This window comes from Neosynechococcus sphagnicola sy1 (assembly GCF_000775285.1).
Lineage (GTDB): Bacteria > Cyanobacteriota > Cyanobacteriia > Neosynechococcales > Neosynechococcaceae > Neosynechococcus > Neosynechococcus sphagnicola.
In genome coordinates this window covers 1-25,478 of record NZ_JJML01000001.1, presented here as the reverse complement: position 1 = coordinate 25,478, position 25,478 = coordinate 1, and the positions used below count along the sequence as shown (strand labels likewise).

Below are 25,478 nucleotides of genomic sequence, written 5' to 3'. Positions count from 1 at the left end.
TCATGGACACTAGTCTTCAGATCGAAAGTCCATCCCTATCCCGGCGGCAACTCCTCAACTTTATTACTGGAGCTACTGTTGCTGCCACCGCAGGCTCTGCGCTCTATGTGGCTGGCAAATTCTTCATTCCTCCGGTCGAAAAAACAGGGGCAGGAGGAGCCATTGTTGCCAAAGATATTCTGGGTAATCCCATCCCAGCCACACAAATTCTCGCAGAGGAACCAGGAAGCCGCGCGCTAGTTGCAGGTGTGGGCGGTGAACCCACGTACTTAATCGTTAAGGAAGATCACACCCTAGACAGCATTGGGATACTGGATAACTGTACTCACTTAGGCTGTACTTTTCCCTGGAACCCAAACGATCAACAGTTCCAATGCCCCTGTCACGGTTCTCGCTATGCACCAGATGGAACCGTAGTCCGGGGACCGGCTCCCCTCCCGCTCAAAATCTTCCATATTGCCGTCATCGACAACAGCATTTTGATCTCACCCTGGACAGAAACCGATCCACGGACTGGGGAAAAGCCTTGGTGGGTCTAACAATGCCACATCACCCATCAACTCCCTCAAACTCAACCAATCAGTAAGCTAGTGAATGTGGCTGCAATCAGGAGAAAGCCCCTCTGACTGCAAGCTAATTAGGCGATCGCCCGACTTAGACTCAAGCAGTTCATGCTCGACATCTTTACCAGGCTCAAGAGATTTTATGGAATTACCAATTGGTGGACATTATTCATGAAACCAAATGTGGGGAACACTACATCGACTTCACTCATTTCCATGATGTTGTACCGATAGAACCCTGACCCTGATTGAATACCAATACCGCTAGAGAGAAACCAATGTGGGGAAGTGCTGTTACAGCGTATTTGCATTATTTAGGCTTCATGCTGGCGTTTGGAGCGTTGGTGGTTGAAAGCTTGACGCTGAAAAAAGATCTCAGCTTACAAGAAGCCTGGAGAGTTGTTACGGCAGATACTATTTATGGTTTGTCGGCAACGATGGTTTTGATTACCGGAATTTTGAGAGTCCTCTACTTTGGGAAAGGCACTGATTACTACCTCAGCAGCCCCGTATTTTACACCAAAGTCGGGATCTTCATTGGGGTCAGTTTGCTGTCTCTCTATCCCACCGTTTCATTTGTCTCTTGGGTGAAAGGATTGCGGGATAGCAAACTTCCTGATTTAGAATTACCGCAAATTCAACGGCTCTCCTGGCTCATCAGGGGAGAGCTAGTCGGGTTTGCCCTGATCCCCCTGTTCGCGGCAATTCTGGCACGAGGAATTCGGCTCTTTTAACCACCTACGGGAATGTGCCAGCCCGGTAAATATTTTTTAGAAGAAACGAATCGATGGATAGAATTGTCAACTCATTGATAGATTCCACTTATTTGGCAACCGCTTTTGCCTCCCGTGCTCTATAGGTTGCCGTGTAGTCTACATTATGAGCAACCGCAAATTTCGAGCACATCTCCTGCTTAGAGATAGCGCAATCACCCGTTTCCACAGCCACAAGGTGTAACAAACCATATCGTGATGGAAGCAGCGTTCCATCCGGTTTCGTATGTCCAGTTGTTTCCCACTTGATATCGACTGACGCAACATCCGATCGAATCGCTTTTACTCTAATCTCTTTTGTTTCCAACTGAGCTTTTTTGAGAACGGTTGTAAAGGGTTGAGTGTGTAACCGTTCAATCTCTGCACGATTAGGCATTAATTGCCCAACCACGTCTGTGAATTCAGCATTTTCTGTAAAGTATTCAGAAAATGCTTTCACATCCTTACGATTCCATGCAGCCAAAGCATCTTCTACAGTTTTCAAAAGCAGTGCTTGATTGTCGATCATTTGCCTCATCTCTGTATGTCTAAATTCTATGAGAGAATTCCAACTGATTGTTGATTGATATCTTTATTGCACTACTTTGGACTGTTTAGAAATTCGCTTTCCCCACGGCTTTAGGGTGGAAATAGCAATGATGACAAAGAGAAAAGAGAGCTGAAGCAGTGAGCCAATGAGCACTCCTCTTGTATCAAATAAGTAAAGGGGATTCTTAAACGCATTTAAGCCCTCGGCTAAGGCAATGGTTTCAGCCGTATTGCCCCACGGAAACAACCAGAAGGTGCCGAAAATCATCAGTCCAGTCGTCAGAACCCACTTCGTGATCACCCAATAGAATTTGAAAAAGCCGTAGTTGGTCTGCCAGCAGAGTATAGTTGCCGTAAGCACCGAGCCGATCGCCGCCGGAATCACAACTACATCATCTAGTAAATTAATGGCTGAGTTGAGTGCAAAAAGAATGTCAGCGTTAGCCGTATCTTTGTTTCTGAGCGCAATCAAAAACATGCTGAGAACGGTTCCAGTCCACAGGGCTGCAAAGCCAATGTGAAACGATAAAATCCAGTTTTTTTGCTGAAGGCTCAGTTTAAAAGGCTTCTTGTGTTTTGGTGTTATGTCAGGCTTTGATACTTCTTCGCCTATTTCACGTGTTGTCATTGCATGCTCCTTATACTTCGCGTCATGAGCTGCGTTGTCGAAAGGTGGCAAAATTGCCTCAGCAGACTGTTCTCATGTCATACGCTGAGTGTAGCGATCGCCTGCGATTGAAAGCTTGACTAGATTTGCTCAAACTGTGCCGATCTTGCCGAAATTTTTATTGAGATGCTCTAAAGACCTTGGGCGATACACCAACATATTGGCGGAAGAGTCTGGTAAACGAACTGTGATTGCTTAAACCCACTGCAAAAGCGATTTCAGTGATGGTCAGTTTAGTCGTTAGTAATAATTGCTTGGCACGCTCAATGCGACGCTGAGTTAAATACTGATAGGGAGCCACTCCCGTTGCTTGTTTAAATAGACGACAGAAATGATATTGACTCAAACTCAGTACGTTAGCAATATCTTCTAGAGCAACATCTTGATCGAGGTGGTTGTGAATATAATCCAACACTCTTTGCAACTGAGACTCAGGCAAACGACCTTTATCGTCAGAAGCTAATTGAGGTCGCCAAACTGAATACTGCCTGAGGAGATGAATCACTAGACCAGTTGCTAAAGCCTCACCAAACATTCGACCTGTGGGATGCTGTGCCTCAACATCCACTTTCAAAGCCAGTCCAACTTGCTGCACTAACGGATCATTAATCCCGATGTGTGGAATGAGTTCGACCTGCTTAACGTGAACTGACTCACGCACGACCTGCTCAAAGAACCTGGAAGAAAATCCTAGCAAAGAAAATTCACCTGCTTGTTGCCAGTTTGATGCATAGCGCATGCCAGCAGGGACAAACAGCATCTCACCCGGTTTGCAGTAACAGTGCTGAACTTGTCCCTCTAATCGATGCTGGGACTCAACCGGGTGTCCACTCCGCCCGACAATACCGATGATGTGCTGCCTCCATTGGTGCTCTGGGCTTTCATAAGCGGGATGATCATAATGGTGGAAGAAGATGCCCTGCCACCCCGACTGATCGCTTGACAAAACGGGGTAATCCGCGAGTGCAGGGTGAGTCTGTTGAGTCATATCAACTTGTGGCACTTTACCTGCTGTGGGCATGATAGGAGAGGCACAACTTGTTAATTTCTATAGTCTAGGGCAGGAATTGATGCAAAGAAGGCTTGTTAAGCTCCCTCATACTGCGATCGCGCAATTGCGAGAGTGGAATGCCGAAACAGGTCTGCATTGGCAACCAGGAGCTTTTTCTCGTCCGTAATCACATCGCCTACATAGTAGGGCAGACCACAGTTGGCAAACGAGAGAAACGAACCTCGCTCAAACATGATAATTTCAGCAGTTTCTCAAAGGCGGCGGGCACGGGCAACACAGGATGCACCCCCAGCGACTCCGCCGACAATCAGGGTGCGTTTGCGGTCTATGATCATGACTTTGTCGCTCCGTCAAGCTTGAACTGGGTATCCGGCTTTCCTCCATGCACCAATGCCACCCTCTAAGTGTGTCACTTCTGAAAAGCCAGCCTTTAATAGCTTTTGGGATGCCATGGTCGATCGCTGTCCTGAACGGCAATAAAGCACGATTTTTTGATTTTGAGACTGAGGAATTTGCTTGGGATCAAACGTAGACAGAGGCACCAGAGTTGCTCCGGGAATATGCCCTGTAGCGTACTCATCCGCTTCCCGCACGTCTACTAGAATGACCGTTTGTTGGTCTAACCACTGTTTCAGAGTTTGAGCATCAATCGTCTGTAGGGTGTTGGTTTGCAACGATTGGGAACGGTTGAAGCCGAAAAAATTCATGTTAGGGTCTCCTTTGGGTTGAGCAGAAATGATGGCAAAGGAACAAATCATCTTGCAATCAAACTTAATTCCTCTTTAGATTATACTACTATATGGTAATACAATTATTTAATTAAAGTAGTAAACTAGTTGAAGTCCATTCCTCAACGTATGACACTACCGCCTTCTGCCTTGGCTCCAGTTGCCGATTACTTTAAAGTGCTGTCCGAACTCAGCCGTTTGCAAGTGCTGTGTTCCCTGAAGTCAGGCTCGAAGAATGTCACCGAAATTATGGAAGAAACCGGATTAGGGCAGGCGAATGTCTCAAAGCACTTGAAGATTCTCGCGCAGGCAGGGATTCTTTCCCGCACACCTCAAGGAGTCAGTGTCTATTATGAGATTGCCGAACCGTTCATCTTTGACCTCTGTGAATTGGTGGGCGATCGTCTCTCAATTCGGTTGTCCGAGCAGTCTCAACAACTCAAACAACTAGAAGGACTGCGAAAGCCTGCAAAGGTTGAGACAGGCAGGAGGAATTCTAAAATAGGAGCCAAAGAGGTATAGTGCTCGTCTTAATTGCTAAGTGATCTCATGACCAGGCGCTCTAAAATCGATCGCATTCGAGAGCATCAAGCCAATGAACGGACATTTCTGGCGTGGCTGCGAACGTCGCTTGCGTTAATTGGGTTTGGGTTTGTGATCGCTCGTTTCAGTATCTTTCTCCGCCAGTTGCAAGCGACAGTGACTCAACAAGAACCTGCACAGCGTCCCGTTTTTTAACTCTGAAACGCTAGGGGTCAGTCTGGTTGTGTTTGGAATTGTTGTCATCGCTTTAGCTGCATGGCGTTATAATCAAGTCTTTTGGCAAATTGAGCGAGAAGACTATCACCCGAATCGTATTTTGATTTGGTTACTAACAGGAGTCGTTATGGTTTTAGGGGCACTCAGTGTTCCTTTAGTTTTGTGGCGAGATCGTGTCAATAACGCTCCTAATCCAACATCCAAAAACTCTCAATTTTGACTTGTTGATGTCTGCCTTAATCTGTTGTTTTTACGACTATAGGCAAGACCAAGAAGTAACATTCCTATCAAAATTAAAGGGAGCGATAGCACCTGACCCATTGTGAGCCATCCAAACGCCAAATAACCCAGTTGAACATCCGGCAAGCGAACGAACTCAACTATAAATCTGAAGACTCCGTACAGTAAGGCAAACAGCCCTGATACTGCCATTCTTGGTCGAGGCTTATGAGAGAAACACCATAGCACCGTGAATAAAACAATACCCTCTAGAAAAAACTCGTACAGTTGAGAGGGATGTTTGGGAAGGCTATATCCTGTCGTTGCACCGTTGCAGTAGCGCACAAAGCGAGAATCAGCGCAGGGAAGTTGCATTGCCCAGGGTAAATTAGCAACCTTTCCCCATAATTCTCCGTTAATGAAGTTACCAATGCGTCCTGTTCCTAACCCAATCGGCACCACAGGTACAATAAAATCTGCAATCTCAAAAAACTTGCGTTGATTTTTGCGTCCATAAAGAGAGATCGCAACAATGACCCCGATCAACCCGCCATGAAACGACATCCCACCATCCCAAATTGCCAAAGCTTTCAATGGATGTTGAAGATAGACGAGGAAATCATAAAACAGCACATACCCCAATCGCCCACCAAAAACTACGCCCAGTATTAAATAGATGACCAAATCGCTCAATTGATCGACTGTCCAGTTTAATTTGAGGGACTTGATGCGAACTTGCAGCAACACCCATCCACTTAGAAAGCCAAGCAGATACATCAGCCCATACCAGTGAATGGTAAGAGGTCCTAGCTTGAGGGCGATCGGGCTAAGTTCAGGGTAGGTCAGCATGTGTTCTAGAAGTAACTTCTACCTTTCTTGGGTAGTTTGCACAGGTTGAATGATAACTAACTTTGAAAAAGGCTGTAGAGCAGAATTGTGAGAACAATAAACGTGATGATGACGTAGGTGCGATCGCCCTGCTTTGCAAACATATAGCCAGAAAAAGCCACCCGCAGAATCGGGGTCGCAATCAAAACTAGCAAGCCAATCTGGATCAAGCTACGTCGCCGATGGAAAGTCAGTCCAGTCTCGATAATCTCTGGTAGAACTCGAAATTCGGCGGGTTCGCCTCGAAACACCCGATAACTGGGTGGTTCCATGCCATGACGCATCAGGTATAAAGCGCCTCCAACTGCAACAATCCCTGCTGACAAGACGACCCCACCTCGGAGAAGATTGCCAAGCCATTGTTCAAATTCATGCTCAGTCCATTGTTGCTGTGCCCTTGCCATCTTAAATTCTCCCGGTAATCCCATTGACAATCATCTGAATTGCCAAAAGCAAAATAATTACACTGAAAACTTTACGGAGCGTACTGGGATTAGTATGAATCAGAGTTCTTGCTCCTACCGCTGACCCCAATAGCACCCCTAGCATGACCGGCATGGATAAACCAGGATCAATGTACCCGCGATTGAGATAAACCCCTGCTCCAGCCGCCGCTGTCACTCCAATCATAAAGTTACTGGTGGTGGTAGATACTTTAAACGGTAGGAGCATTGCCTGATCCATTGCTAATACTTTGACTGCACCAGAACCAATACCCAGCAAACTCGATAGGGTTCCCGCCAACATCATTAGGCTAAACCCGAGCGGAACATGCTGCACAAAGTAAGTCTGTTGTCCTTCTGGGGTTGGGTAACTCCCATTCAATCTGAGGCGAGTTGCTATTGGATCAGGAACACTATCGATCTGCTTATCCAAATGCGATCGACTCGACAAGTAAGATGAAATCAGGAGAACCATGCCGAAAACGATTGCAATCCATGAAGTTGGTAGCTTCGTTGCCAGGAAAGCCCCGATGAGTGCCCCAACCGTCGTCGCCACTTCTAAAAGCATCCCTACCCGAATATTTGTGAATCCTTCTTTTACATAAGCAGCAGCAGCGCCGGAGGAGGTAGCGATTACCGAAATGAGCGAGGCTCCAATCGCATAGCGAATGTCAATCCCAAACATGAGCGTCAAGATTGGCACGAGCACTGTACCGCCACCCAGTCCCGTTAATGCACCTAGAAATCCAGCTAGGGAAGAAACTGTACCAACGACCAGGGTAAACTCCAGAATGTTCATGGGGATGTGCTTCTGGTAAAACTATCTATTTGTGCATACAGTGGCTTCCCGACAAAAAACTAATTGACCTTAAAAGGAATAACCAGTCGGTAGTTTAATAGTATGCCTACTATTTTCAGACTCTATATCTAGGTTTCGATAAAATCAAACACTATTATCTATAAGAACAATAGTTTAAACCTATTGATAAATTAGGGCACTATAAAGGGGTTTTTGAAATGCAAAAAGGATTATGTGACCACCAACGGTGTTTAAGTCTCACATTAGGGAAATAATCAGGGTCGTCTGCAAGAGCCAAGGTTTTGTCCAGGGCTTCAAATGCATGGTACGTCCCTCCTCAAAAGTGTCCAAATGGCCATTCTAGTTCTTACCCTTTAGTCGTTAGAATTGCTGTCAAACGTTTATTATCTTGGTATGTTGTTTCATTTGACTCATCAGCCTGATGATAATAGCAGCCATTCAACACAATTGGATGAATGGGTCGCCACCTCTTTTGTACAGTTCCTCAGTGCGAAGGACGCTGGAAAAAACAATCTCTGGTATCCTAACGACTGCCGCAGGCACCTTCTCATCATTTATTCAAGCAGACCTGCTCCGTGCCTTTATTGGCAAATCCACGATTCTAACTCGTTGGAAAGGACGAAAAATATTGGTGAAAAAGAAGTGCTGATCAAAATCAAACGACGGGGCGAACCTCCGGGAGAGGGGCTTCGCCAGCGCTCGGTGGACAAATGGACACTTATTTTAGGAAGTAGTTATTCTAGGGTTATCCTGTAATGAATGATTTAAAGTGAGCACCCTGAGATTCGGATGAGTAAATCAGGTACGCCCGAACATTTGCTAGATAGAGACGACCCAGGTGATGACACCCAAAGTCGCTTTCGCTACCAAGCAACCTATGCCGCACTGAAATCCTTAGCAATGCTAGAGGAAGAGCCTGAAGTTGCTTACATTTTCTGCGAACATTGGGAGGATGTTCTAGTCAAGCGTACCGATGGTCGGTTCATTGGCATCCAAATTAAAACTAGGGCTGTGGGAAAAGATTCTTTCAAAACTAATGATGAAGAAATAATAAATTCTCTCAACCGCTTTATCCAGCTTGAAAGAGACTTCCCAGAGGATTTTGATCGATATGTCATTGCGGCTAGTTGTGGGTTTTGGCGAGAAAGGAAGAATAGTAGCAATTTGCCGTATTTACTGGAAATTGTTTCAGAAAGTAGTCTAGAAGAAACTCTCTCCAATAGCTATCTATCACAACTCCTGAAAAAACTCACGAAGATATCCAAGGGAGATAATTCTTTAATTGTTAGAACTCTAGGGAAAGTGTATTTGGAAGAAGATGCACCAGGGCTTAAAGACGTTGGCTCTAGACTATTTCGAGCACTAGCGTGTTGTCCTCAAGTAAAAAATTTCTCTCCCCAACAAGTTTTGAAGATAGAGGATGCGCTGATCGGAGCTATGTTGAAAGCTGCCGCTCTACCCAAATCATCTCCACGGGAAGAATACCTTGTACTACTTAAAGACTCAGAGCATGAACGAACAAACCTTACAATTCAAGGTAAGAAGATCACAATAGAGCGAATTCTTGAGTTAGTAAATCTCGATGGCTCAGCAGTATTAGATTCACGATCTACAGTTCTACTGACAACCTATGATCACCCACCCCTATCAAAGTTGCCAAGTGGGATGCGGAAAATGGAGTTGAAAATGATTGCTGGCGATCTTTCAGTCGCTAATATTGAACTTGCAAAAAGCCATAAGTTTTCGGCTGAGTATCTTCTCAATCAATGGCTTTTTAAGCATGGTATCTAAAAAGGCAGACTCCCAATATCAACATCTCCGCAACATAATTTGGACAGAATGCCAAGAAGCACATGATGATGTGTACACAGAGTCTATGCCCTTTGGCTCAGATATGCTGAAGGAATTAAGAAAGCGTCTGCGAGATCGCTACAATCGAGATAGGCAGCAATTTTTTGAATGCACTTACGAACATCTATGCGGCATCGCTGGAATTTTAACTGAAGAGTGTCTGGTGTGGTGGAGTCCAGAATTTGAGATTCTAACGGAGGAGATGATATGAATCTCTTCTATACACTGGCAGACTTGGAAGAAAATGATGAACTACATGAGGGACGGTTACTCGTCCTGCTTGGCATTTTTGCAGGGCGTAATGGCAGCAAGACCATCAATGGACTAACAAAGCTCGCCAAGCTAGATTTTTTTGTTGCGCTATCCGGTTTTTCTGGAACGTGCTTTAAGGGCATGCAGTACTGATTCAGCAGAAGCAAACGTTGCTGAACATGAGCGCAAAAGTGTAGAGTCTAGCATGGTGCGATATCGTTATGGTCCCTGGGATTTTAGATATCGACGGTTTATCAATCTTTTGGCAGCCAAGGGCTTAGTCACGGTAGAGGTTCGCGGTCGGACGATCCATATCGGTTTGACTGATACAGGACTGGATGTTGCAAAGCAGCTAGCAGAAGATAATGCTTATAGCGATCTGGCTAATCGCTCTCGCTTACTCAAGAAACACTTCGATTGGGCACCTACCCGCTTGATGAAGTTTATCTATGCGACCTTCCCTGAAATTGTAACTCTACGCCTTGGCGAGGAGATTGAACAATGAAAATTCACTTCAAATCCTTAACCCTTCAATGCAAACAATCCAGGGAGGTAATTGAATTTTCACCGCAGGTTTCCTTCTTTCACGGAAAGATATCTGCGGGTAAGTCGTCGATTGTTAGACTAATTGATTTTTGTCTGGGCGGAGATCTAGAACGCACTCCCGCAATTCAGCAAGAATTAGTTGGAGTTGAACTTGCAGCGCAGATCGGTACTAACAATGTAGTCTTTGAGCGTGAAGCCCAGGGTTCTAACCAAGTTCAAGTAACTTGGAGAGGAGATAATGACTCTGGAACTGTATTAGTGCCGATTCAATCAGGTTCTAATCAATCCCCAATTTGGGGAACAGACATATTCTATCTAAGTGATTTAATATTTTACCTTGCGGGTTCACCAATTCTTAGAGTTCGGAAGAATCAGATAAGTCCTAATTCCCCACTTGTACGACTTAGTTTTCGAGATATTCTTTGGTATTGCTATTTAGACCAGGATAATCTTGATTCTTCTTTTTATAGACTAGAAGAGCCAATCATCTTGTCCAAAAGCCGCAATGTAATGCGCTTTATTGTGGGGTATTACACTGAAAGATTAAACGAACTGGAAACCCATCTTGCTGAAATCAAGGAGCAGAAGATTGGAAAGAGAGAGGCAATTAAACAGATTAGGCTCTTTCTACAAAGATTTGGATATGCTTCTGAAACTGATATTGCTAATGAGATGGATCAAGCTCAACTGGAGCTTAGTGAAGCTCGCTCAGAGGAGACTTCTATTAGACAAGGATATAAGTCTGATACACATTTTGTGGATGAGCTACGACAATCCTTACGAAAATTAAGTAATGAACTTGATCAAGAGGAACAAGCATTAGCAGATTTACATGAAAAAATTACTGAACAAGAATCACTCAAAGCAGAGCTTTTATCTGCAAAGCTAAAAGTTGCAAGAGCCAATTCAGCAGTAACACTGCTATCGGGCGTGTCTTTTGAATCCTGTCCATCTTGCGGCACAAGAATTGATAATCCGAGCTATTCGGAAGAAGGTTCATGCTACTTGTGTGGAAGGCATCCTGCCCAGAATAACGAACAAACGTCATTGAAAAATGAAGTTGTCAAGCAAGATCTGATTTCCAGAATCATAGAACTTGATGAAGCTATCTCAGGGCATAAAAAAGCCGTCGGTAATCAAACAAGAAGAATTGAGAGACTAAAACAAGAGAAAGCTCAGCTTGATATAAGACTTGAGCGAGAACTAGCAACTTATGATTCAGCTTTTTTTGGCAAGATCTCGTGAGATGGAGAGATGTCTCGCGACGCTTGAGGAAAGAGTTCGAGGGCTTCAGAGGATGGCTGACATGATTGCTGGTCTTTCTGAGCTAGAACGTGAGGTGCATGAATTAGCAGTTTCCGAGTCTGAGCTTGAAGAACAAATTCAACAGGAAAAGGATAGCCTAACCAACGCTGATCAAAATATTCAGGATATAGAAAAAGCTTATCTAGAATCATTATTGAACACACATGTTCCAGGCATTTATCAAAGTGACAAAGTTGAAATCAATCGAAAGACTTGGATACCCTGGATCTTATCTAATGGAGATGAAGCACTAAAATGGTATTTCTCAAACGCAGGTAGTGGTGGGAAAAAGACTCTTCTCAAAGTCTGTTACGCACTTGCATTACACGCTGTAGCAGCAGATAATGGCTTACCTTTACCAAATTTTATTATTATCGATACTCCAATGAAAAATATTGGGGAAGATGTCAATCGAGACATTTTTAACTCTTTCTATAACTATCTCTACACATTAGCTGAGACTTCGTTGTCGGATACTCAATTTATCCTTGTTGATAAGGAGTATTTTCCCCCAGGTGAATATGAGGTTGCAGTTTACGAGCGATACATGACTCCTGATGAAGCAGAACATCCACCGCTTATATCCTATTACCGGGGTGCTTAACGACCTGCTTTAAAGAGTCACTAGCACACTTAATCCTTCTGAAAATCGGGCGATTCTCGTTCCGGGAGGCTTCGCCAACGCAGCAGCCGTACTCGCAAGTTCAGCTATATGTTTGAACACGGCTTCAGAAGCCCCATTTCCGCCGTCGCTGGTGTCGTAGAAATAGCCTGCGTACTGGTTACGATCGCCTTCCTCCTTAACCACCGAAAAGTTCACTTCTCTAGGGTCAACCCTGGCGAACATTTGGAGCGATCTCTCACGCCTCAACCTCCCAATCCTCAACCTGCAACCCATCCACTCGTCTAAACTCTCGCGTGTTATGAGTGACCAGAGTGAGGTTATTTGCCAGGGAGATCGCGGCAATGAGCAAATCACAGGCACTGATCGGAGTTTTTACACTAGCATGACGCGCCCGAATTTGCCCACAAACAATCGCAGCTTCATCATCAAATGAAAGTGATGCAAAGCTTGCCAAAAAAATCTGCTGCCGTTCCAACGTTCGGGTTGGGTTGTTGCTCCGCATGGCACCGTGGAATAATTCAGCTTTGACAATCGAACATACAGCCATCTCTTCAAGGGAGATAGAATGCAAGCGATCGCGCACTGAGTCCGAACGACCATTCAAATACATCACACAAACATTCGTATCGAGCAGGTAGCGCATTCTCTAGTCAAACGCTCCAGCAAGGTCATCATCCAGGCTCTCTGAAATTCCTAGATCATCCAGAATAATGGGGTCATCTGCACAGATACCATAGAACTGTTCTAGCGATCGCCCTATCACGATACGAACTCATAGTGAATCTCCGTAATTTTTCCTTTAAAATAAAGCCGAATTCCTTCTGGATACTCCCATCCCACTTCGCCTTCTAAGGGAATCAGCATCCCATCGCGAATAGAATATTCCCAGAATCGACCGCTCCAAGGCATCGCAGTCAGCTTGTCGCGATACCGAGCCTCAGCCCGCATCGTCGAGATAGTTCCTTCAGCATTAAACTGAAACACCAGGGAAACAGTGGTTGCCCCATCCGTCAAAGTAGCGCGAGCAGAATTATCATCAATCGCTTCCCAGCGCACACCCTGACTCGGTAGTAGGGCAGTGGGATACCAAGTAGTTTCTGCAAAGAACCGCAATAATTCACCTTGATTGTTCTCAGGCTCACCGTGCATGTTTGCAACGGTGAAAAGACCGAGTAATGATGCATGTAAGCTGCCTTCTCCTAAAAGATAGGTATCATGGACAAACGCATTCACTCCTGGAGCCATCTGGATGCGTGCATCCCAATCAAAACCGAGCTGTTGAGTCATCACAAGTTGAGTGGCAGTAAACGGACTCCATTTGGATTCTGTTTCACTCATATTGAACTGTCCCTGTTGAGAAAGTTTGACCGCAGCTACGATCGGCTGCCCCTCCTTGAGAACTGTTTGAAAGAAGCGTTGCACCGGAGCTGGCAAACCTTCAAGCTCTTTTGGATTGAAGATTTTTGGCTGCATGGTTTGCCGTCCACCTTTTAATTTGGTGCGTAACTGATCTGTCTCTAACTGCCAGCGATAGCGACCATAAATAGCAGCAATTCCAAGGCAGACGATGATTAAAACACCAATCATTACAATCCATTGAATCCACATGATACTGACCTATGGTTGTTAATTCAGAATTTGATAGAGAGTGATGATGATAATGATCACGAAGAGAGTCGTGTAGATTCGCTTCGTGTACTTGGCTAGCCAAGCTGGAAGATAAATATCGAAATTGTCCTTTGGGGAGTTTGTGTATTTTCGAGCCAGCAGGTTTAAGGGGCAGTGGGAGTTAAAAGTTAGGAGGATTAGTCCCTCTAAAAATACAAATCCATACCCGATCCAGAGCCAGCTATCGAGTTTATGGGCGATCGCGGCATACAGCATATAGAAAATCACAACATTGAAGAATATCCAGATCAACGTATGAATACTTTTAATCAAAGTCAGTTTAGTTTCGCCGTTCATGTACTTTCCCATTTTTGGCGTTAAATTTCGCCAAAGGATAGAACCCGTTCTGAGCATTTCTACGATGAGTAATCCGAAATCTTCTTTGATCCCAAAATTCAAGGATGACTTGCTCTTATTCTCCTTGCAGCTAAATACTGCCAATTACCCTTCCACAATATTAATCCGCCAAATATTGTCAACGTCAGCATCTGCCAGATTGCAACCAAAGAGCCAAACCCGATCGAAACCTCGATCTCATCTCGAGTCTCATCAAAGGCAGCGTGATAAACAGTGACAACAGCAAGGCTCTGCGTCACAGTCCAAATATAGGCATAAACAATTGCGTGCATCACGCTAGGAATTAGACTGACTACCAGCGTAATAGTGATTGAAAGGCCGATATTATCAGTTAGCTTTTCAGTCATGCACATGCTCACAAGCACAGGCAAATGCCATGCCCACCAAACAAATGCATGAAGCAGCAATGCTGTTCTCAAGCTGTATTGTTTTGCCAAGTGCGGTAGCATATAGCCCCGCCAGCCGAACTCCTCGAACAAGCAAACGCCAAGGCGAAGAATACCAACAGGCCCTTGTGGGCGGGGTAGTTCACGCCAAAATGTACTGCGTGTACGTGAGAAACACTATACTCCGTGAGGCAACTACTGTATTGCAGCAGTTAGCCCATGCTTGATTTCTCAATACCGTTGTCCAATCAGCTATCAAGACAACTCTTGAGTAACTGCACCTTACAGTTCTTCCACTTCCATGCGACCCACAACAACAGCACAAAAGGTGAAGGCTGCAATCAGCGGCATCGGGGATGCCAGAACATAGGTTAATGTTGAACCGATCAGGGTTGTTGCGATCGCGGCACCTACCCAGATTTTTTCTTCTAAGCACCAACCCTTTTGGTCTTTAATCGTTTTCAAAACAGTGCCCGGAAGCGGCATGGGCATGACCGCACCGGGAGGAAACGCCCAGTAATGACAATGCTCAATGAATAGATCGGTCCATCCATTGTCATCACACCACTCTCGAATCCATTGTTCTGAAAACTTTTTCATAGTCTGGCCTGTTTGATATGAACTGTGGGGACTCATTCGCTTGTAGTGAGTACTATTGCTTAATGAATAAGCAATAGAGCTGGGTGCTTCAAACCCCCTAGATAGCAACCCCTGTGGGAAAGTAATAGCTGCTGAGAGCAAATCAATTGCTAATTTTGTAAAAGACTAACAGACGGATTCTGCGCTCTGTGGAAAAGAAACCAAATTTTACAGAAAATGTATCGGTAAGTAACAAACCCAGGCTCTCAGGAGGCTGGATGCGATGTCCCTATAGGAATTTGAGATCAGCGTCGAGAGGTTGGGAGCCTACTGGCAGTCTCCTGGGACAAAAACAATGCCGCTTCCAACCAAGTCAGGGTGGTTTGGAGCTGATCATTCACCACTTGCAGATCGAACTCATCGGCGGCGGCAATTTCTTCCGCTGCTCGTTGCAGACGGCGGATAATGGCGGCTTCACTATCCTGGGCGCGATCGCGAATGCGTTTTTCTAGCTCTGCTAAGGAAGGGGGCAAAATAAAGACTCTTAGGGCTTCCGGAAAGGTTTGTTGAATTTGTCGTGCTCCCTGGAGTTCGATTTCCAGAATCACCCACTGTCCCTGCTGAATCCGCTGTTCCACGGGTAAGCGAGGGGTGCCATAGCAATTGCCAGCAAATTCGGCCCACTCCAGTAGATCCCCTTGGGCAACCATCTGCTTAAACTGCTCGTGGCTGACAAAGTAATAATGCTGCCCATCGATCTCATGGGGACGCGGGGGGCGGGTGGTGGCTGAAATCGACAGATAAACCTCGGGGTGACGCTGGAGTAGCAGTTTCAGTAGCGTTCCCTTCCCAACCCCACTTGGCCCTGTCAAGACAATCAATTTGCCGGGTTGCTGACTCACGATGATGCCCTTCCAAGCCCTACTGCTCAGATCATAAAGGCATTAGGTCTCCTCGCCATGGCCATCCCGGTTAGACATAAAGCGATGGGCGACGGTTTCTGGCTGGATCGCAGAGAGAATCACATGACTGGAGTCGGTGATGATCACCGCCCGAGTGCGGCGACCGTAGGTGGCATCAACCAACTGCCCGCGATCGCGGGCATCGGTCACAATCCGTCGAATCGGGGCGGAATCGGGGCTAACGATGGCAATCACCCGATTGGCGGCAACAATATTCCCAAAGCCAATGTTGATCAATTTGATACCATCGGACATGTGCTGTTTCCATCCTCGTGATCAGGGAATACCATCCCCCAAGCGCAGCCGCTGACCGACTATTCTGGATCTGATGTGCCTCTGGGGTCTTGGCGATGCAACCTGTGGACTATACAACCCTAGCAGCAGCCTGTTGGGAACTCCAAACCGATTGGCTTCCGGCTCGTTTAGAACAAGTGTGCCAGCGCGATCGCCACACCGTATGCTTGGCTCTCCGTACCCTGAACCGTCGGGGTTGGCTGACCCTGTCCTGGCATCCCCAGGCTGCTCGCATCTGTATGGCCGATCCGCCCCCCCGTGCCCCCGATACCTTTACCTTTAGTCAGCAACTACGTCATCAGTTACAGGGGTTGGCTTTGATATCTCTCGACGCGATCGCCCCCTGGGAGCGCGTCTTTGATCTCCAGTTTGCCCACCGTCCGGACGAACCAGCTCTCTGGCATCTGTACATTGAAATCATGGGCAAGTACAGCAACCTTGTGCTTACGAATGCGGATCAACTGATTATTACTGCTGCTCACCAGGTCAATCCCCAACAATCGAGTATCCGTCCGATTCAAACGGGTCAACCCTATGAGGCTCCTCCGGCTCTCACCGATGCCATCCCCACCCCCACCGAGTCCCTGGCATCCTGGCAAGATCGCATCAGTCTGATTCCAGGAGCTTTGGCACCCAGCCTGCTCAAGAGTTATCGCGGCCTGAGTAAGGTCTTGGTGGCCTCCCTGGTACAAACCGCTGAATTGCAACTAGAGCGATCCACAGCAAGCTTGAATGCAGCCGACTGGCAGCGGTTGTATCAGCGGTGGCAAGCTTGGCTTGACATCTTGATAACCCATAAGTTTCAACCGGGATGGACAGCTCAGGGTTATACGGTTTTGGGTTGGGGAGAGATGGTACCGAGTGAGACTATCCAGGAACTGCTTAACCGTTATTACAGCAATCAGCTCCATCGACAGGACTTTCAACAACTCCGGCATCAACTCTTTCAAAAGGTCAGTCATGTCCTGGGCAAACTCCAGCAAAAGGCGGCGACTTTCGAGATCCGGCTCCAGCAATCCGCCCAAGCGGAGGCATGGCGTCACTGGGCTGATTTATTGATGGCCCATCTCCAGCACTGGCAACCGGGACTGCGGGCGATCGCCCTTCCCGATTTCACAACGGGTGAACCCATGATCATCCCCCTCAACCCAGAGAAAAATGCAGTGCAAAATGCCCAGTGGCTCTATAAACAACATCAAAAGCTCAAACGGGCGCGGGTGGCGGTGGAACCGCTGTTACAGCAGGTGCAGACAGACATTGCCTATCTACAACAGGTAGAAGTAGCCCTCACTCAACTGGAACAGTACCAACAGGTCAGCGATCTATGGGCGTTGCAGGAAATTCGCGCAGAACTGGTGCAGCAGGGTTATTTAGAAGCTGACAACTACACGAACCGGAGCGATGGTCAAAAAACGCTCTCTGAAAATCGTGCTGCTGACATCGACGGCAGTCTCCCCCATCGCTATCAAACGCCCAGTGGGTTTGAAGTGCTTGTGGGGCGTAATAATCGCCAGAATGATCACCTCACCTTTCGCCTAGCAGGTGATTACGATCTCTGGTTTCATACCCAGGAAATACCGGGCAGTCATGTGTTGCTGCGCCTCCCACCTGGAAGAATTGCCGAGGAAACCGATCTGCAAGTTGTGGCTGATCTCGCTGCTTACTACAGCCGCGCCCGCCAGAGTCAGCAGGTTCCGGTTGTCTATACCCAGCCCCGATATGTTTTTAAACCCAAAGGCGCAAAACCAGGGATGGCGATCTATCAAAAAGAGCAAATTTGTTGGGGGCGGCCTGCGGAGGGAGCCATCTATGCCCAGGAAGCTCCTGCAATCCCCTAGGTGTTTTAAGTGTCACACGTTGGCCTGAAGATGCATCAGATCACGGAGCATTCGACATGACTCCTTACGTTCGACCAGGAGAGGCCAGATTGCGAAAGCGGGTGAATTGAGGTTCAAACAGCAGCTTCACCGTTCCCGTAGGGCCATTCCGGTGCTTGGTGATGATCACCTCAGCAATCCCGCGATCAGGGGTATCCGGATTGTAATATTCGTCCCGATACAGCATCACCACCAGATCAGCATCCTGCTCAATGGAGCCACTTTCCCGCAAATCCGACATCATTGGGCGCTTATTTGTCCGCGACTCGACTCCCCGACTCAACTGAGAGAGGGCAATAATTGGCACATCAAGTTCACGCGCCAGGGCTTTTAAGCCCCGGGTGACCTTCGACAACTCCTGAACCCGGTTATCACTACTGCCTTCCATCAGTTGTAGGTAGTCCACCATCACCAGGCCTAACTTCCCCCCCTGTTCAGCCTGGAGGCGTCGGGCTTTAGAGCGCATTTCAGTCACGGTGATGTTGGGGGTGTCATCAATAAAAATTACCAGTTGGGAAAGACTATTGATGGCATGACCCAAGGGTTCCCATTCCTGCTGACTAATGCGTCCGGCTCGCAGTCGCCCACTTTCAATCTGCGATTCGCTGGAAAGCAGGCGTTGGACCAGTTGCTCCTTCGACATTTCTAAGCTAAAGACGGCAACGGGTAGTTTGTGAGAGAGCGCAATGTTACGCGCCACAATTAGGGAGAAGGAGGTTTTCCCCATGGATGGACGACCGGCAACAATGATCAGATCCGATCGTTGAAAGCCCTGGGTCATGGCATCGAGATCATAGAAACCACAGGACAGACCCGGCAGCACCATGCCCAAAGAGCGATTCTCAATATCATTGAAGGTGGCATCAAGAATCACCGAGGTTGCGGTCAGGCCTTGCTGGGGGCGGGATTGGGTAATGTTAAACACCTTCTGTTCCGCCTGATCTAGCACTTTTTCTAGATCGGTGTTTAACTCATAGGCCAACTGCCCAATTTCTGTCCCTACCGTAATCAGCTTCCGGCGCAGGTATTTGTCCATTACCAAGGCCGCATATTGGTCGATATTGACCGCGCTGACGGTGCGATCGACCAGTTGAGCCAGTTTATTCTGACCACCCACCCTTTCTAGGAGCTTGTGGTCTTGTAACCATGTGCCAACACCCATTAAATCCGTCGGTCGCCCAAGGTTATGGAGCGTCAGGGCTGCCCGATAAATTTCTTGATGAATGGTCAAATAAAAGGCTTCGGGCTGAAGACCATCAATCACTCGACTGATGGCCTCTGGATCTAGCAAAATGCCTCCCAAAATAGACTCCTCAGCATCAATGTTCTGAGGGGGGAGGCGATCGCTAAGCGCTTGAAAGTTGAGTTCTTGAACCACAATGGCAATAGCGGGTTAGCGAGGGACGATAGCGCTAATTGTAAGCCAGGGTCTACAAGCGTTATCTGGGTTCATCTTGGGTTATCAATGGCCTGTGAGTTCTGATCACCTATCCTGTCCTGAGCTAACTGCACATCAGCCGTTGTTATTCAGTGGCTGCAATCACTTCGATATCGACCACAATCGTCACTTCGGGATGCAGCTTAATCTCAGCCTTGTAAGTTCCCAACTGATGAACGTCGGGGAGGGTGATGCCACGTCGATCAATCTCTTGACCCGCGACAGCTAGAATCACCGCGGCTACTTCTCGATCGGTAACCGTGCCAAAAATGGCCTCTTTCTCACCGACTTGCTTACTTACCGTGAACTGTCTCACAGCTTCCAGCTTGGCCTTCACAGCCAGTGCCTGCTGCTTCTCTTCTAAAAGCCTTTGCCGCTCGATTTCACGCCGCCGCTCTACCTGCCGCAGAATGCCAGGAGTGGCGGTTACCCCCATGCCCTGGGGCAGTAAATAATTCCGGGCATAGCCAGGAGCAACGTCAACTAAATCACCCGCACGACCGAGCTTGTTGACATCCCGACTTAAGACTAATTGAACACGCTTCGCCATGACGCTTCTTACTTCCCAAAACCAAGTCAGACGATCCATCGTACCATATGCAGCTACCCCCTAAATAGTTAGGGTTGGGGATCGCGGCGGGGGGTCGCCGATTGCAAAACCGCATCCAGCAGCCCAGGGAAGCGCTGATCAAGGTCTTGCCGCCGCAGGGAATTGAGGTGCTGAGTTCCTTCCTTACGACAGCGCAGGACTCCGGCTTCTCGCAGGACTCTGAAGTGGTGGGACATGGTGGATTTTGCGATCGCGAAGTCAAAGGCGGCACAGGGCTGCTCACCCTGAGTTGCTAGTAACCGCACAATCTCTAAGCGCACCGGATCTCCCAGGGCATACAACACACTGGCGAGGGAAAGATCATGGGGGTGGGGATGATAGAAAAGCCGCATGGTTGCATTATTGCATGGCTCGTACTATAGTTTTGTTGTTCGATTTCTTTGAACTAAGGAATTAATGTAGTCCGGCAAGTTGCCGTCTGGGATGTTGTCCGCAGCCTTGATCTCATTCATCATCGGAGGATCTCATGAACTTAGGATCACAGCCTCGTAACTTGATCGAACACCCCCTAGATGTCCCCACCGCGATCGCCCAGCGGCGAGCGATTAAAAGCTTCAAGCCAGATCCCCTAGAGCCAGAATTACTGAAGCAGCTGTTGGAATTGACGATCTCGGCACCCAGTAGCTATAACCTTCAGGACTGGCGGATTATTCTCGTGCAAGACGAGACACAGAAGGCCGGTCTGTCAGCCGCCGCCTGGGGACAGACGCAAATTTTACAAGCGCCAGTTACTTTTGTCTTTGCTGCCGATGCAGCGGCTTGGCGCAAAGACCTGACCCCGATTTATCAGCAAGGTCGAGCAACGGGGGCTTGGACGGAGACCACCGTGGACTATTTTAAAACAGCCATTCCCCAGTTTTATACAACCCTGGCCGAGCAATCGCGGGAGTATGCGATCAAAGATGCCATGATTGCCGCCACCCATTTGGTTCTTGCAGCTGAAAGTCTGGGGCTCTCGACCTGCTTTATGAATGGCTGGGTAGAAGCTAAGGTCAAAGAGGTGATTGGAGCCACCGCAGATCTCGACCTAGCAATCGCAGTACTGGTGCCGGTTGGCTATGCCGCCGAGGCTCGCCACAATCCAGGTCGGTTGCCCCTGGCAGCGAATGTCTGTGTCGATCGGGTGGGGACTCCCTACGAAGCCTAATTCCCTCCTGGTCTGTCAAGTTTTTTTTCAGGGGGTGAAAACCCTCAACAGATAACTTCCTTAGATAACTTCCTTAAAACGCTTGTTCCATCAACTCAAGGTTGACAGAGCACTAACGGCTGAATTGGGATCTTGAGGGGCTGCCTATTGCCCATCGGAGAGGTGATCATCACATCGGCTGTTCCTGCGATCGCTAAAATCGATCCTTCATGCCCCGCAATCGAGCAAAGGTCTGAATCGGATCATGGCTTTTCGTGATCTGTTGTAAGGCAGATTGATCCCAGCGCAGAAATGGGTTGGTCTGCTTCTCCACCCCTAAGCTGGAGGGAATCGTCGCTTCTCCGCGATCGCGTAGCTGTTGCGTTTGTGCCCATCGAGTCTGGAGATCCAGGTTATTACCATCCACGGTGAGGGCAAACTTGAGGTTATTTAAGGTGTACTCGTGGGCGCACCAAATTCGGGTCTGATCTGGCAACGCCCGAATTTGACTCAAGGATGTCATCATTTGAGTCGGTGTGCCTTCAAATAATCGCCCACAGCCCCCTGCAAACAAGGTATCGCCACAGAATAATTCTCCAGTTCCATAGGTTGTTGCGGGGGGGAAAGTAATAGGCAATATGGGCGCGGGTATGTCCTGGAATAAACAGTACTTCAGCCTCCCGATCGGCAAACTGAACCCGATCGCCGGCTTGGAGAAAAACCTGTTGCCCTGGAATCCGTCCCCGATCTTCAACACCGCCATAAACTACTAGCTGGGGAAACTGCTGCCTCAGCCGCAGATTGCCGCCCACATGATCGGAGTGGTGGTGAGTGTTGAAGATGGCAACCAGATTGGCTTTGAGGTGAAGGAGTTGCTGTAAAACAGGATCGGCGACCGCAGGGTCAACCACCGCTGCTATGTGCTGCTCTGGGTCATGGAGCAAGAAAATATAGTTGTCCTGTAAAGCTGAGAGGCGATAAATCTGCATAGGATGGGATGACTCGTGATCACTCGTCAGGTGAAGGCGCTGCACATGAGACCATTGTCCGCTATGAAACCAGGTGGTTGGATGGCGCGGTAAACTGTTGAGGTTAACGATTCCGCCACTCCCCTTGACACCGATTTGCTATGGCGACTTTCCTGCTTGAAGTTGGGACTGAAGAATTACCAGCCAGATTTGTAGATACCGCCCTAGAGCAGTGGCGATCGCGGATTCCCCAAAGTCTGGCGGAGCACCATCTCCCGACAACGGCCATCAAGGTCTATGGCACCCCCCGCCGTCTGGCAGTGATCATTGAGGGGTTGCCCCAACGTCAATCGGATCAGGCAGCGGAGTTCAAAGGGCCAGCGGTGCAGGCCGCCTTCAAGGATGGCAAGCCCACCAAGGCAGCGACAGGTTTTGCCCGATCGCGCCAAGCTCGGGTCGAAGATCTGGAAATTCGCACTACGGATAAAGGGGAGTTTGTTTTCCTGAGGCAGACGATTCCAGGGCGACCGACGGGGGAGAGTTTTAACGGAACTAGCTCAGTCCTGGATTCTGGGCATTGAAGCCCCCCGGATGATGCGCTGGGGGGATGGCGATTTGAAATTCTCCCGTCCGATTCACTGGTTGGTGTTGTTGCTGGAGGGGGAAGTCCTACCCCTGACCCTGCACAATGGCAGTATTACCTTGGAGAGTGGCCGGGTTTCCCAAGGCCATCGGGTCTTGCATCCCCAACCCGTGGCGATCGCCCAGGCAGCCGATTACAGCACAGTGCTGCGACAGAGCTTTGTAGAGGTTGATCCCGATCGCCGCCGAGCTTTAATTCAACAACAAGTGCAGACTGCCGCCCAACAGGTGAATGGCTGGGCTGAGATTTATCCCGATCTGCTTCAGGAAGTGGTGCAGTTGGTGGAGTGGCCGACGGCGGTGGTGGGTAAGTTTGATCCGGAATTTCTCAGCTTGCCCCCGGCGGTGATTACCACCGCTATGGTGAGTCATCAGCGCTACTTTCCCGTGTGGCAACAGCCTCAAACCACTGACCTGCTACCCTATTTCATTACCATTTCCAATGGAGATCCCGCAAAAGCAGCGGTGATTGCCGCGGGGAATGAGCGGGTGATTCGGGCTCGACTGGCGGATGGGCGGTTTTTTCTATCAGGCGGATTGTGGGCGATCGCTGGAGGGTTACCTGCCCCAACTGGAAACTGTTACCTTCCAGGAAGCCCTGGGTTCTATGGGGGCGAAGGTCGATCGGATTGAGCAAATAGTCGGGCTAATTGCCGATCAACTGCACGTCTCGGCTACGGCTCGTATCCCGATGCTGCGGGCGGCCCGCCTCTGTAAAGCAGATCTGGTGACCCAGATGGTGGGGGAATTTCCCGAACTCCAGGGGATCATGGGGGAAAATTACGCCCTCCAGAGTGGAGAAGATCCGGCCGTGGCTATCGGCATTCGCGAACACTACCTTCCCAAGGGAGCGATCGATCAATTGCCCCAAACCCTGGTGGGTCAGGTCGTGGCTCTGGCCGATCGACTGGATACCCTCGTCAGCATCTTTGGTCTGGGGCTGGTGCCTACGGGGTCGTCTGATCCCTTTGCCCTGCGTCGAGCTGCCAATGCCATCGTCCACATTATTTGGGCGGCCAATCTCAACCTCGATCTACAGGCATTGTTAGAACAAGCGATCGCCATTTTTACCACTGTCTATCCCAAGGCGCACCCTGAGTCGCTGTTGCAGCAGCTCCAGGAATTTTTCGGACAGCGGCTGCGGAATTTGTTGGAAGAACAGGGCATTGACTATGACCTGATCAACGCGGTGCAGGGGGACAATGATCCCGAGTATACGGAGCGATCGCTGCGGGATTTAGGGGATATCCGCGATCGTGCCCAGTTTTTACAGACGATTCGCCGGGATGGTCGTCTCAGTGACATTTATGAAACGGTGAATCGTTCCTCTCGGTTGGCGACCCAGGGAGATTTAGCCACTGATCAACTCGATCCAATCCTTGTCGTTGATCCAAGTCATTTTCAGAAGGCTTCAGAGCACGCTTTCTACCAGGACTTGATTCGACTGTGCCACCAGATGCAGGGACAACGGGATTATTCGCAGCTAGTGGCGGCCCTGACGGCGATCGCCCCCACCGTCAGCAGCTTTTTTGATGGCCCCGATAGTGTTTTGGTGATGGACTCCGATCCGGCGATTAAGCGCAATCGTCTCAACCTCTTAGGTCTTTTGCGAAATCAAGCTCGGATGCTGGCTGACTTTGGTGCCATTGTCAAAAGTTAGCATTCCCGAGGCATTGGGCTGGCTAGATCAAGCCTCACAGATTAAGAATCGGGATGACAGGATCTGAACCTGCGCCCCCTCGTGCCGAACGAGGTAGCTAAGAGCTTGTCTCTAAATGATTATTAAGTTTGCTCTTGTAATTTCGCTAAACGACGCAGCATTAGCCTCGTCATCACTCCATAAAACATAGCCTGGCTCATCTCTGGCAACACTTCGTAGTCCTGACTCAAACGTCGGCAGGAATTCCACCAGGCAAAGGTTCGCTCCACCATCCATCGTTTGGGTAAAATCTCAAATTCAGCGCTATGACGACCAATCACTTCAACCTCAGCCCCAGTTAATTGGTTGACGACCCGAGCAAAATTGGCTCCAATAAATCCCTGGTCTACCCAGACAACGCTGAGATGCAACGCTGAGATGCTCAGTAGCAGGCTCGCTCGCTTCGAAGACCACAGCTTCCCCACCTAAGAGGGTGTTTTAAAAGTCGTTTAGTGAGTAAAAAAGCTCACTCAGTGTAAGCTGCGAATATGTCGTACACAGCACTGAGAGAGCGTCATGAGTAAAGCTTACCCCAGTAATTTGTCTCAAGCCCAATTTGAACTACTCAACGACTTGATACCCGAGCCGAAATTCGGTGGTCGTCCTCGTAGCGTCGATATGTGGGATGTTCTGAACGCCATTTTCTATGTTTTGGTGGAGGGAGTGCGATGGCGAGGGTTGCCAGGGGATTTTCCGGCATGGCAAACCGTATACACCTACTTTCGTCAGTGGCGCAAAGATGGAACCTGGGTGCGGATGCACGACCGATTGCGAGAGTGTACCCGAATTGAACAGGAGCGTCATCGCAGCCCGTCGGAAGCGATTATCGACAGTCAAAGTGTCAAAAGTGCCGCTGGAGTGAGCCAATCGGTGGGCTACGATGCGGGCAAACA

General features: G+C 48.4%; 30 protein-coding genes and 6 pseudogenes. 15 read left to right on the top strand and 21 right to left on the bottom strand.

What is annotated here, in order from left to right:
- Positions 1–2 precede the first annotated feature (2 nt).
- The 3 genes and pseudogenes from petC (at position 3) to DO97_RS00160 (ending at position 1,297) form a co-directional block, all read left to right on the top strand.
- Positions 3–539, top strand: a complete 537-nt coding sequence (gene petC / locus DO97_RS00165; RefSeq protein ID WP_036530126.1) for a cytochrome b6-f complex iron-sulfur subunit — start codon at positions 3–5, stop codon at positions 537–539.
- A 137-nt stretch (positions 540–676) separates the two neighbouring features.
- Positions 677–805: pseudogene (locus DO97_RS23500) on the top strand (ion channel); the annotation flags it as partial.
- A gap of 36 nt (positions 806–841) precedes the next feature.
- Positions 842–1,297 carry a DUF2214 family protein gene (locus tag DO97_RS00160; RefSeq protein ID WP_036530124.1) on the top strand — a complete coding sequence of 152 codons (456 nt, stop codon included), beginning with the start codon at positions 842–844 and terminating at the stop codon, positions 1,295–1,297.
- A gap of 88 nt (positions 1,298–1,385) precedes the next feature.
- Here the strand turns inward: DO97_RS00160 and DO97_RS00155 are convergent, their stop codons facing one another.
- From DO97_RS00155 to DO97_RS00140, 5 genes and pseudogenes are all read right to left on the bottom strand, one after another.
- A complete protein-coding gene (locus DO97_RS00155) occupies positions 1,386–1,844 on the bottom strand; it encodes a YybH family protein (protein WP_162182900.1) in 459 nt (152 codons plus the stop codon).
- Positions 1,845–1,907: 63 nt separating this feature from the next.
- A complete protein-coding gene (locus DO97_RS00150; protein ID WP_239651308.1) occupies positions 1,908–2,492 on the bottom strand; it encodes a hypothetical protein in 585 nt (194 codons plus the stop codon).
- A gap of 157 nt (positions 2,493–2,649) precedes the next feature.
- On the bottom strand, positions 2,650–3,552 hold the full coding sequence (locus DO97_RS00145; protein ID WP_052128185.1) for a helix-turn-helix domain-containing protein: 903 nt from the start codon (positions 3,550–3,552) through the stop codon (positions 2,650–2,652).
- 110 nt (positions 3,553–3,662) lie between these two features.
- Positions 3,663–3,878: pseudogene (locus DO97_RS30490) on the bottom strand (CoA-disulfide reductase); the annotation flags it as partial.
- A 15-nt stretch (positions 3,879–3,893) separates the two neighbouring features.
- Complete coding sequence (locus DO97_RS00140; protein ID WP_081980571.1) at positions 3,894–4,250, bottom strand: rhodanese-like domain-containing protein; 357 nt, start codon at positions 4,248–4,250, stop codon at positions 3,894–3,896.
- Positions 4,251–4,400: 150 nt separating this feature from the next.
- Between DO97_RS00140 and DO97_RS00135 the strand changes: the two genes are divergently transcribed.
- Positions 4,401–4,793, top strand: coding sequence for an ArsR/SmtB family transcription factor (locus DO97_RS00135; RefSeq protein WP_052128181.1), 393 nt, complete (start codon positions 4,401–4,403; stop codon positions 4,791–4,793).
- Between the two features lie 27 nt (positions 4,794–4,820).
- Positions 4,821–5,250: pseudogene (locus tag DO97_RS30485) on the top strand (YidH family protein).
- Here DO97_RS30485 and lgt read toward each other — a convergent pair.
- The 3 genes from lgt to DO97_RS00115 are packed head-to-tail and all read right to left on the bottom strand — an operon-like array spanning position 5,241 to position 7,379.
- The gene (lgt, locus tag DO97_RS00125; RefSeq protein ID WP_036530118.1) at positions 5,241–6,098 is read right to left on the bottom strand and encodes a prolipoprotein diacylglyceryl transferase; all 858 of its coding nucleotides are present in this window, start codon (positions 6,096–6,098) and stop codon (positions 5,241–5,243) included. The pseudogene DO97_RS30485 and the gene lgt overlap by 10 nt on opposite strands.
- A gap of 56 nt (positions 6,099–6,154) precedes the next feature.
- Positions 6,155–6,541, bottom strand: coding sequence for a DUF1634 domain-containing protein (locus DO97_RS00120; RefSeq protein WP_036530114.1), 387 nt, complete (start codon positions 6,539–6,541; stop codon positions 6,155–6,157).
- Position 6,542: 1 nt separating this feature from the next.
- A complete protein-coding gene (locus tag DO97_RS00115; protein ID WP_052128180.1) occupies positions 6,543–7,379 on the bottom strand; it encodes a sulfite exporter TauE/SafE family protein in 837 nt (278 codons plus the stop codon).
- A gap of 387 nt (positions 7,380–7,766) precedes the next feature.
- On the opposite strand from DO97_RS00115, the gene DO97_RS24730 reads away from it, so the two are divergent.
- The 6 genes from DO97_RS24730 to DO97_RS00090 all read left to right on the top strand — a co-directional run bounded on the left by DO97_RS24730 (position 7,767) and on the right by DO97_RS00090 (position 11,958).
- Positions 7,767–8,156 carry a hypothetical protein gene (locus tag DO97_RS24730; RefSeq protein ID WP_204368402.1) on the top strand — a complete coding sequence of 130 codons (390 nt, stop codon included), beginning with the start codon at positions 7,767–7,769 and terminating at the stop codon, positions 8,154–8,156.
- A gap of 33 nt (positions 8,157–8,189) precedes the next feature.
- Entirely contained in the window at positions 8,190–9,191 is a 1,002-nt protein-coding gene (locus tag DO97_RS00110; RefSeq protein ID WP_036530110.1) for a dsDNA nuclease domain-containing protein, read from the top strand.
- Between the two features lie 267 nt (positions 9,192–9,458).
- Positions 9,459–9,656 (top strand): hypothetical protein, encoded by a 198-nt coding sequence (locus tag DO97_RS24725; RefSeq protein ID WP_204368401.1) that lies wholly within the window; start codon positions 9,459–9,461, stop codon positions 9,654–9,656.
- A 52-nt stretch (positions 9,657–9,708) separates the two neighbouring features.
- Positions 9,709–10,008: a hypothetical protein gene (locus tag DO97_RS24720; protein WP_204368400.1), complete on the top strand. Its 300-nt coding sequence runs from the start codon at positions 9,709–9,711 to the stop codon at positions 10,006–10,008.
- Positions 10,005–11,294, top strand: a complete 1,290-nt coding sequence (locus DO97_RS00095; RefSeq protein WP_036530106.1) for an ATP-binding protein — start codon at positions 10,005–10,007, stop codon at positions 11,292–11,294. The genes DO97_RS24720 and DO97_RS00095 overlap by 4 nt, the downstream gene beginning before the upstream one ends.
- 52 nt (positions 11,295–11,346) lie before the next feature.
- A complete protein-coding gene (locus DO97_RS00090) occupies positions 11,347–11,958 on the top strand; it encodes a P-loop NTPase family protein (protein ID WP_156120364.1) in 612 nt (203 codons plus the stop codon).
- Positions 11,959–11,967: 9 nt separating this feature from the next.
- On the opposite strand, the gene DO97_RS29955 is transcribed toward DO97_RS00090, so the two are convergent.
- From DO97_RS29955 to remA, 8 genes are all read right to left on the bottom strand, one after another.
- Positions 11,968–12,201 carry a DUF1998 domain-containing protein gene (locus tag DO97_RS29955; RefSeq protein ID WP_036530100.1) on the bottom strand — a complete coding sequence of 78 codons (234 nt, stop codon included), beginning with the start codon at positions 12,199–12,201 and terminating at the stop codon, positions 11,968–11,970.
- A gap of 13 nt (positions 12,202–12,214) precedes the next feature.
- Positions 12,215–12,622 (bottom strand): type II toxin-antitoxin system VapC family toxin, encoded by a 408-nt coding sequence (locus DO97_RS00080; protein ID WP_036530098.1) that lies wholly within the window; start codon positions 12,620–12,622, stop codon positions 12,215–12,217.
- Positions 12,623–12,738: 116 nt separating this feature from the next.
- A complete protein-coding gene (locus tag DO97_RS00075) occupies positions 12,739–13,587 on the bottom strand; it encodes a DUF6920 family protein (RefSeq protein WP_036530095.1) in 849 nt (282 codons plus the stop codon).
- 18 nt (positions 13,588–13,605) lie between these two features.
- The gene (locus DO97_RS00070; RefSeq protein WP_036530328.1) at positions 13,606–13,944 is read right to left on the bottom strand and encodes a hypothetical protein; all 339 of its coding nucleotides are present in this window, start codon (positions 13,942–13,944) and stop codon (positions 13,606–13,608) included.
- A gap of 98 nt (positions 13,945–14,042) precedes the next feature.
- Positions 14,043–14,483, bottom strand: coding sequence for a CPBP family intramembrane glutamic endopeptidase (locus DO97_RS00065; RefSeq protein ID WP_052128179.1), 441 nt, complete (start codon positions 14,481–14,483; stop codon positions 14,043–14,045).
- A gap of 189 nt (positions 14,484–14,672) precedes the next feature.
- A complete protein-coding gene (locus DO97_RS00060) occupies positions 14,673–14,990 on the bottom strand; it encodes a slr1957 family protein (protein ID WP_036530325.1) in 318 nt (105 codons plus the stop codon).
- A gap of 284 nt (positions 14,991–15,274) precedes the next feature.
- Positions 15,275–15,871, bottom strand: a complete 597-nt coding sequence (gene gmk / locus DO97_RS00055) for a guanylate kinase (RefSeq protein WP_204368398.1) — start codon at positions 15,869–15,871, stop codon at positions 15,275–15,277.
- A gap of 42 nt (positions 15,872–15,913) precedes the next feature.
- Positions 15,914–16,186 (bottom strand): extracellular matrix/biofilm regulator RemA, encoded by a 273-nt coding sequence (gene remA / locus DO97_RS00050; protein ID WP_036530092.1) that lies wholly within the window; start codon positions 16,184–16,186, stop codon positions 15,914–15,916.
- A gap of 95 nt (positions 16,187–16,281) precedes the next feature.
- Between remA and DO97_RS00045 the strand changes: the two genes are divergently transcribed.
- Complete coding sequence (locus DO97_RS00045; protein WP_036530091.1) at positions 16,282–18,063, top strand: Rqc2 family fibronectin-binding protein; 1,782 nt, start codon at positions 16,282–16,284, stop codon at positions 18,061–18,063.
- Between the two features lie 64 nt (positions 18,064–18,127).
- Here the strand turns inward: DO97_RS00045 and dnaB are convergent, their stop codons facing one another.
- From dnaB to DO97_RS00030, 3 genes are all read right to left on the bottom strand, one after another.
- Complete coding sequence (gene dnaB, locus DO97_RS00040; RefSeq protein ID WP_036530088.1) at positions 18,128–19,480, bottom strand: replicative DNA helicase; 1,353 nt, start codon at positions 19,478–19,480, stop codon at positions 18,128–18,130.
- A gap of 145 nt (positions 19,481–19,625) precedes the next feature.
- On the bottom strand, positions 19,626–20,090 hold the full coding sequence (gene rplI, locus DO97_RS00035; protein WP_036530085.1) for a 50S ribosomal protein L9: 465 nt from the start codon (positions 20,088–20,090) through the stop codon (positions 19,626–19,628).
- A 68-nt stretch (positions 20,091–20,158) separates the two neighbouring features.
- The gene (locus DO97_RS00030; protein WP_036530083.1) at positions 20,159–20,482 is read right to left on the bottom strand and encodes an ArsR/SmtB family transcription factor; all 324 of its coding nucleotides are present in this window, start codon (positions 20,480–20,482) and stop codon (positions 20,159–20,161) included.
- Between the two features lie 134 nt (positions 20,483–20,616).
- On the opposite strand from DO97_RS00030, the gene DO97_RS00025 reads away from it, so the two are divergent.
- Positions 20,617–21,297 (top strand): nitroreductase family protein, encoded by a 681-nt coding sequence (locus DO97_RS00025; RefSeq protein WP_036530079.1) that lies wholly within the window; start codon positions 20,617–20,619, stop codon positions 21,295–21,297.
- Positions 21,298–21,490: 193 nt separating this feature from the next.
- Here DO97_RS00025 and gloB read toward each other — a convergent pair.
- Positions 21,491–22,265, bottom strand: a pseudogene (gloB, locus tag DO97_RS30480) (hydroxyacylglutathione hydrolase).
- A 140-nt stretch (positions 22,266–22,405) separates the two neighbouring features.
- On the opposite strand from gloB, the pseudogene glyS reads away from it, so the two are divergent.
- Positions 22,406–24,546, top strand: a pseudogene (gene glyS, locus DO97_RS30475) (glycine--tRNA ligase subunit beta).
- Between the two features lie 122 nt (positions 24,547–24,668).
- Here glyS and DO97_RS24715 read toward each other — a convergent pair.
- Positions 24,669–24,950 (bottom strand): annotated as a pseudogene (locus tag DO97_RS24715) (transposase); the annotation flags it as partial.
- Between the two features lie 151 nt (positions 24,951–25,101).
- Here DO97_RS24715 and DO97_RS00005 point away from each other — a divergent pair.
- A partial coding sequence (locus DO97_RS00005; protein WP_036530074.1) for an IS5 family transposase occupies positions 25,102–25,478 on the top strand: 377 nt, incomplete at its 3' end.